The sequence below is a fragment of the Microcoleus sp. T3_D1 genome, from assembly GCF_036700405.1.
GTDB lineage: Bacteria > Cyanobacteriota > Cyanobacteriia > Cyanobacteriales > Microcoleaceae > Microcoleus.
The window spans coordinates 34,822-41,383 of sequence record NZ_JAUBOV010000072.1; the positions used below are offsets into that span (position 1 = coordinate 34,822).

Sequence of the window (6,562 nt, forward strand, 5' to 3'; positions counted from 1 at the left end):
ATCTATGGAAAGATTAGAGGCAATTACAAGACTCACTACATTGGTAGGTCAAGATCTTCGACAACTAGCAGATCATCACCGTGTAACGGTTTGGAGCACAAAAGATAAGAAAAACAAGGGTTGGGCTGGGCATACAATTGAACGCTATTTGGGATTAGCCCTTAACTCATCTCGATCGCCTAATTTTGGCAGTTGGGAGCTAAAGCTGGTTCCACTAATACCTAAACGAACAGGGGAACTCAAAGTCAAAGAAACGATGGCAATCACGATGATAGATCCAGTAGAAGTCCGAAGCAAAGAATTTGAGGAAAGCCATCTCTTCAACAAACTACAGAAAATGGTTGTTGTTGCACGGGTATTTGAGAGCCAAGCAGATAATCGTTCTCTTGTGCATTCAGTTGCTTCCTTCGATCTTGATAATCCTCAAATCTACGAGCAAGTGAAAGCAGACTACAACCTTGTTCGAGAAACGATTATAACTCAAGGATTTTCAAACCTTACTGGAAAAATGGGCCAACTTGTGCAGCCAAGAACTAAAGGGCCAGGGCATGGCAGCACATCTCGTGCTTTCTACGCTCGAACTAGCTTTGTCGCACATATCTTAGGAGAGGGGTATTCTGTTCCACTGCCTGTCAAGCCTTAACATATTTCTGATTGGCACTGCTAATTAATTAAGTGTCTAACTGACATGAGGCTGCTATAACTTTAGCGTTAATTAAGGTAAAAATCCGATCTAGTTCTAGTAAGCTTGCTAATTCTACAACCTCTTCTGAAGTTAAAAGATTAGCCTTTTTTCTGTCCGCTAGTTCTTCTAATCGGGCTTGCAGGTTTTCCGTAAATTTGAATAAGTAAAGATTTCTGACTTTCTGAATCGAAATCTCACGATCGATCCAGTAGGAAGGTTGTACCATAAGTTCAGCTCTCATGGTGATTAAATTACTCCAATTACTAGATGGATCGTCTTGATTATATCATAAAAATAAAAGATTGCTAAAGCAAAAAACACAAAAAAACCTGCATCGAGTATTGGTCACTATTCTTTAGTCGGTTTCAACCGACTTTCGCTATGAGACAGGGAATTCATTCCCTGACGGACTCGCGGATAAACGAAAGAACCCGATAAAAACCCGGTTTTTCTACTAATAAACCGGGTTTCCAATATTACAGAAAACTCAACTAACTTGACTTAGTTGTTTTCTTGGCTGTTGTCGCAGTCGCAGCCTTCTTAGTAGTCGTTTTCTTCGCAGCAGTCGTCGTCTTCTTAGCAGTAGTTTTCTTCGCTGCAGTCTTCTTCGCCGCAGTCTCCGATTTCGCCGCCGCAGTCTTAGTTGACTTCTTCGACTTGCTGCTAGATTTTCCGCCGCCCGCTGCTTCCTTCGCTGCTAACAAATCCAGTGCTTTTTGTAAGGTGAAATTCTCCACAGATTCATCCTTAGCCAAAGAAGCATTGATATCGCCGTGTTTGACGTAGGGCCCATAACGGCCGTCGTAAACATTGATAAGTTCTCCCGATTCTGGATGCGCGCCCAATTCCTTCAAAGGTGTAGCTGTTTTGCTGCTGCCGCGGGCGGCTTTCGGTTGCGCTAACATTTCCAATGCCCGATCGAGCTCGATCGTCAAAACATCATCCGGCGGTTTGATCGATCGATAATCTTTCCCCACCTTACCCTGGTCATGCACCACATAAGGCCCGTACATCCCCAAATTAGCTTGCACCTTCGCCCCCGTCTCCGGGTGAGTGCCCAACAACCGAGGTAAAGTCAACAAACTCACCGCCATATCCACCGTCACGCTATCCTTATCCGTCCCCTTCGGTAAAGAAGCCCGCTTCGGTTTCTTGTTCGTTTCCGAAACATCCCCTAACTGAACGTATGGCCCATAACTGCCAATCAGCACATAAATTGGTTCCCCGGTTTCCGGGTGAAGACCCAATTTTTCCGGGCCTTCCGTCTTTTGTTTTAACAGAAACTCAACTTTTTCCGGGTCTAAATCTGCCGGAGTCAAATCCTGGGGAATCGACGCTTTCACCTGGCCTTCTTCGTTTTCAGATTCGAGGTAAGCGCCGTATTTACCGATGCAAACTTTTGCCGTGATATTCTCTAATACCACAGTTCGGGCAACTTTCGCGTCAATCTGGCTTTCCTGTTCTTTGACTTGGGTTGCGAGTCCGGTTTCCCCTGTATAAAACTTTTGCAAATACGGCAGCCATTTCGCCTCGCCAGTAGCAATTTCATCGAGGGTTTGTTCCATTCTGGAAGTAAAACCGGTGTCTACTAAATCGGGAAAATGTGTTTCCAATAAAGTCGTGACGGCGAAAGCGGTGAATGTCGGAATTAGGGCGTTAGCTATTAATTTCGCATATCCCCGATCGACAATTGTACCGATAATACTCGCATAGGTACTCGGACGGCCCACACCTTCGCTTTCCAGCATTTTCACCAGAGAAGCTTCCGTGTAGCGGGCGGGAGGTTGAGTTTCGTGGCCAACTGCCCCTAAATCCTTACAATTAGGTTTATCCCCCACCTTCAGCGCCGGCAAAATCACCTCTTGGTCTTCCAACGCCGCATTCGGATCGTCGGAACCTTCCACGTAGGCGCGCAAAAAGCCTGGAAAATCAATGCGTTTGCCGCTGGAACGGAAACCGGCATCTTCTACCTGAGTTAATACCGTGACGTGAGTTTGGCGGGAATCGGCCATTTGAGAAGCCACAGTCCGCTTCCAAATCAAATCGTAGAGACGGAAATCAATCCCATCCAATCCAGTTTGCTGCGGAGTCCGAAAAGTGCTGCCGGCGGGACGGATAGCTTCGTGGGCTTCCTGGGCGCCTTTGCTTTTCGTAGTGTATTTGCGCGGTTGGGGGCTGAGGTATTCGCTGCCGTAAAGTTCTTGCACGCAACTGCGCGCCGCTTCTAAAGCCTGTTCGGACAAATGCACCGAATCCGTCCGCATATAGGTGATAAAACCGCGTTCGTAGAGACTTTGGGCTATTCGCATGGTTTCCCGCGCACCCAGCCTCAGTTTGCGGTTAGCTTCCTGCTGCAAAGTCGAGGTCGTAAACGGCGGCGAAGGTTTGCGGGTGACTGGCCGTTCTTCGAGATTGGTGACAGTCCAAGGTTTGTTTTGAATGCGTGAGAGTAAAGCCCGCGCCTGTTCTTCGTTGAGCAAAAGTACGCGGCGGCCTGCGATAATTTGCCCGGTATTTTCATCAAAATCGCTGCCGTTTGCAACTTTTACATTGCCGACAGTCACGAGTTTGGCATCAAAGGAAATTTTGCCCTTTTCCAAAAGGGCTTTTAAATCCCAGTAACTACCTTGGCGGAAAGCGCGGCGTTCCCGTTCCCGGCGCACCAACAGGCGTACAGCGACTGACTGCACTCTACCGGCGGACAAACCCCAAGCGATTTTTTTCCACAGTAGCGGAGAGAGTGTGTAACCGACGAGTCTGTCGAGAATTCGGCGAGTTTCTTGGGCTTGTACAACTCGATTGTCGATATCGCGGCAGTGAGTCAAAGCGTCGCGGATAGCTTCGCGGGTGATTTCGTGAAACACCATCCGCTTGATGGGCACTTTGGGTTTGAGGATTTGCAGCAAATGCCAGGAAATGCTTTCGCCTTCCCGGTCTTCGTCAGTGGCTAGAATCAGTTCTGTGGCGTCTTTGAGGGCGTCTTTGAGTTCTTTAACAATTTTCTTTTTATCTTTCGGGATGACGTAGAGGGGTTCAAAGTCTGCTTCCACGTTTACGCCCAGTTGCGCCCATTTTTCTCCTTTAACGGCTTCTGGTATTTCTTCGGCCGAGGATGGTAGGTCGCGGACATGGCCCATCGATGCCTCTACACGGTAGGTGGAGGGCAGGAAGTTGCGGATGGTGCGGGCTTTGGTCGGAGATTCGACGATGACTAAGGTTGACATGGCATCTTTTAAATATGGATGGCAGCGCAGCTAGAGGGTCTAAGTTAGAGAGTTTAGGTCAGATGTCAAGGTTTCTTTCAACTTTGGGCGATTATTTTCAAACTACCTTAATTTTTAAGTTACTGCCGATCGGGTGGCAGGTGACAAGCTGATGGGATTTTACTGCTTTCGGGGCAGAGGCTGCGAATCGCCTCTCTACAAGATGCACGGGATGATGACCTGACTCTAGCAGAATTGTCGCTAACTGGATGTTGAGACTGCTGGATGCGGGCGGATGGTTCCTCAATCTAGTTGTAACTTGAAGCTTGGGGCGATCGATCGGGCGATTTTAGATTTTAGATTTTAGATTTTAGATTGGGAAAGATTGACTGAGTAGAGGTTTGGCATTTTGGTACAGTAAGCTGTGCAGTAAGCTGTTGTGCATTTAAATTGAATGTCAAAAAATAATCTAAGCTTTGTGGGGTGGGCGTCTCGCCCGCCCTAAATATGCAATTTAAATGCGTGACAGCTTATAAGCGGGGCCATCGGAAAAAAAGCAATCACAGGGGATTAAAATTACTTGAGCGATCGATCGAGTCTATCAACAATGCTATGACATTTGAATTCGACCATCTTTTCATCCTTACTGATATTGGTGCTTCCGAAGCTAATCGTTTATCATCCTTCGGTTTAGTTGAGGGTGGATCTCGCATTCATCGCGGACAAGGTACAGCCAATCGCTCTTTCTTTTTCCATAACGCAATGTTGGAATTGTTATGGATTCACGATCCAGAAGAGGCGAAGTCTGAGCCAATTCATCTGACTCGTCTTTGGGAGCGATCGACAAATCGGAATAATGGTGCGTGTCCGTTTGGCATCTGTTTGCGTCCAGCCAAAGGTTCTGAGGACACAGTTGCATTTTCTAGTTGGGCATATCATCCACCTTATTTATCTGAAACGATGAGTATCGCAGTAGGAACAAATAGTGATGTTTTGACTGAGCCCATGCTTTTCCAAATTTCCTTTGGTAAACGTCCCGATCAATACTCTGCTGATAAGTCACAGCCTTTGGATCATGGTGTGGGTTTCCGCGAAATTACTCGCGTAGAATTATTCAGTCCTGCTGCCAATAATCCGTCACCTGAACTTCAAGCAGTGCTTGAGACAAATCAGCTAAAGTTACGGATAGGAACCGAGTATTTTGTGGAGCTGGGTTTTGATGGAGAAGTGCAGGGACAACAGGTAGATTTTCGACCTGGATTACCGCTTATTATCAGTTGGTAATCTAAAGCCGTAAAACAATTAATAATATGGCTTCAGTATCGAACGATCTGTGTTCGTTGGTACAGAACGCCCACTGACAAGTGCAGGAACATTAGAGGCTATTGATAATTTTCCAAGTTGGCTGAGTAAACTAGATATATAGTAACCCCCAATTTATTGAGGACTGGAAAATGGAGACAATTACTGACCTGCCTGGGTATCGCATAACAGAACAACTCTATGCAGGGTCTCGCACTCTAGTCTATCGCGGTGTTCGGGAGAGCGATCGGACTCCAGTCGTCATCAAACTGCTGCGAAACGAATACCCCAGCTTCAGCGAACTGCTGCAATTCCGCAACCAATATACCATCGCCAAAAATCTACGTCTGCCTGGAGTGGTTGAACCCCTCGATTTAACACCTTACAAAAACGCCTATGCTTTGATAATGGAGGACTTTGGAGGAGTTTCCCTGTCTACTTATGCCGAGGTAGCAATTGATAACAACCCACCCGATACATCTCTATCTTTAGAAAACTTTCTCAACCTAGCCAGGGAACTAGCAAATATTCTCCACTCTCTCTACCAAAACCGAGTTATTCATAAAGATATCAAACCTGCCAATATTCTGATTAACCCACATAGCCAACAAATTAAACTCATTGACTTCAGTATTTCTTCCCTGCTGCCGAGAGAAACCCAAGAAATCCAGAATCCCAACACCCTCGAAGGAACCTTAGCTTATCTCTCCCCAGAAAAGACAGGAAGAATGAATCGAGGCATTGACTATCGGAGTGACTTTTATTCCCTGGGTGTCACCTTCTATGAATTGTTGACAACACAGTTACCCTTCGACTCAGACGACCCAATGGAGTTAGTGCATTGTCATCTAGCCAAACAGCCGATTCCCGTACATCAAATCAAGCCCGAAGTCCCCCTAATTTTATCCCAAATTGTTAGTAAACTGATGGCCAAGGATGCGGAAAATCGCTATCAGAGTGCATTAGGACTGAAACACGATTTAGAGATTTGTCTGGCTCAATTACAAAACACGGGTAACATTGAGACGTTTGCATTGGGGACGCAGGATATTACAGACCATTTCCTCATCCCCGAAAAACTCTACGGCAGAGAAACAGAAGTTGAAACCTTATTAGCAGCCTTTGAGCGAGTCAGCAGAGGCAGCACCGAAATGATGCTAGTATCCGGTTACTCTGGCATTGGTAAATCCGCCTTAGTACAAGAAGTTTATAAACCAATTACTAAAGCCAGAGGTTATTTTATTGCCGGAAAATTCGACCAATTTCAACGAAATATCCCTTACGCCGCCGTTGTCAAAGCCTTTCAATCATTAGTCAAGCAACTCTTAACAGAAAGCCAAAATCAACTCAATACCTGGAAAGAAAAAATATT

Annotated in this window: 5 protein-coding genes; 3 read left to right on the forward strand and 2 right to left on the reverse strand. The window is 46.0% G+C overall.

Translation table 11 applies throughout. The annotated features are described in order from the left end of the window. Positions 1-4 precede the first annotated feature (4 nt). Complete coding sequence (locus QT992_RS25680; RefSeq protein ID WP_333321303.1) at positions 5-643, forward strand: MvaI/BcnI family restriction endonuclease; 639 nt, start codon at positions 5-7, stop codon at positions 641-643. A gap of 28 nt (positions 644-671) precedes the next feature. Here the strand turns inward: QT992_RS25680 and QT992_RS25685 are convergent, their stop codons facing one another. Both QT992_RS25685 and topA read right to left on the reverse strand, forming a co-directional pair. Then, a complete protein-coding gene (locus QT992_RS25685; RefSeq protein WP_333321305.1) occupies positions 672-911 on the reverse strand; it encodes a hypothetical protein in 240 nt (79 codons plus the stop codon). Between the two features lie 265 nt (positions 912-1,176). Then, positions 1,177-3,909 carry a type I DNA topoisomerase gene (gene topA, locus QT992_RS25690; protein ID WP_333341873.1) on the reverse strand — a complete coding sequence of 911 codons (2,733 nt, stop codon included), beginning with the start codon at positions 3,907-3,909 and terminating at the stop codon, positions 1,177-1,179. Between the two features lie 591 nt (positions 3,910-4,500). On the opposite strand from topA, the gene QT992_RS25695 reads away from it, so the two are divergent. Together QT992_RS25695 and QT992_RS25700 are read left to right on the forward strand one after the other, a co-directional pair. Further along, positions 4,501-5,172 (forward strand): hypothetical protein, encoded by a 672-nt coding sequence (locus QT992_RS25695; RefSeq protein WP_333341871.1) that lies wholly within the window; start codon positions 4,501-4,503, stop codon positions 5,170-5,172. Between the two features lie 170 nt (positions 5,173-5,342). Beyond that, positions 5,343-6,562, forward strand: a 1,220-nt coding sequence (locus tag QT992_RS25700) for a protein kinase domain-containing protein (RefSeq protein ID WP_333378038.1), incomplete at its 3' end; no start/stop codon positions are given.

Coding starts and splice junctions, on each gene's coding strand:
- QT992_RS25695 (WP_333341871.1), top strand. CDS start 4,501: ATGACATTTGAATTCGACCATCTTTTCATCCTTACTGATATTGGTGCT.
- QT992_RS25680 (WP_333321303.1), top strand. CDS start 5: ATGGAAAGATTAGAGGCAATTACAAGACTCACTACATTGGTAGGTCAA.
- topA (WP_333341873.1), bottom strand. CDS start 3,909: ATGTCAACCTTAGTCATCGTCGAATCTCCGACCAAAGCCCGCACCATC.
- QT992_RS25685 (WP_333321305.1), bottom strand. CDS start 911: ATGGTACAACCTTCCTACTGGATCGATCGTGAGATTTCGATTCAGAAA.